The sequence below is a fragment of the Streptococcus sp. VTCC 12905 genome, assembly GCF_049893385.1.
In the GTDB taxonomy this organism is placed as follows: Bacteria; Bacillota; Bacilli; order Lactobacillales; family Streptococcaceae; genus Streptococcus; species Streptococcus suis_AA.
Window position 1 is genome coordinate 1 of sequence record NZ_JBMVJC010000069.1, and the last position, 983, is coordinate 983.

A 983-nucleotide genomic window follows, 5' to 3' on the forward strand; every position below is an offset into this window, starting at 1 on the left:
ACTCCATCATGCCATTATCCGTGCTAGTTCCCTTGCGAGACATGGACGGACGTATGCCTTTACTGGCAAGAAAACGATGATAAGCTTCATGTTGGTATTGCCAACCTTGGTCGCTATGGAGAATGGTATTTGGGTAAGTTTCCTCAGGAAAGGCTTTATCAAGCATAGTCTTGACTTGTATGAGGTTGGGAGAACGTGACAAGGCAAAAGCAATAATTTCGCTATTATAGCCATCCAGAACAGGTGATAGATAGAGTTTTTCAGAACAAATTGGCAGAGTGAACTCAGTCACATCTGTATAGCACTTCTCAAAAGGCTTAGCTCCTTCAAAGATTTTTTCAATGAGATTGGGAGATTTCTTGCCCACATCCCCCTTGTAAGACTTGTATTTCTTACGTCGACGAATACGAGCAGTCAATCCTAGCTCCTTCATCAGCCGTTGTACTTTCTTATGATTGACAGAAAATCCACGATTTCTTAACTCAAGGTGAATGCGACGGTAACCATAGTTTCCCTTATGTTCATCGTAAATGGCTTGAATTTCAGCTTTTAACTCCTTATCTTTATCTGGTTTATCCAGTTGCTTGACTTGATAGTAATAGGTAGAAGGAGCTAATTGAGAAATAACCAGCAGTATATCTAGTCGGAATCCTTCTGCGACCATCTCTCTAACTGTTTGAGCCTTTCTTGCTCTCTGGCTTCGTCCCTTAAACGAAGCTCCCTCAACTTTTTTAGGTAAGCCACCTCAGTGCGTAAGCGCTCATTTTCCTCCTGAAGTCGCTCTAACTCCGTCATCTCTTCCCAGGTTTTCTTTGGTTTACGCCCCATCTTTGGTGGCCTCCCTCTTGTTTTCTCAACAATAGTATACCCGTTTTTCTTGTATTGTGCTATCCAGTTTGGAAGAGTTCCACGATTTGGCAGGGCGTAGTCAAGCGAGACGGAGAGGACTGACTGCTTATCAAGAAGTACTTTATCAATCATTT

General features: G+C 42.5%; 1 pseudogene. It reads right to left on the reverse strand.

Annotated elements, in window-relative coordinates:
- A pseudogene (locus ACPC58_RS11620) lies at positions 1-983 on the reverse strand (IS3 family transposase); the annotation flags it as partial.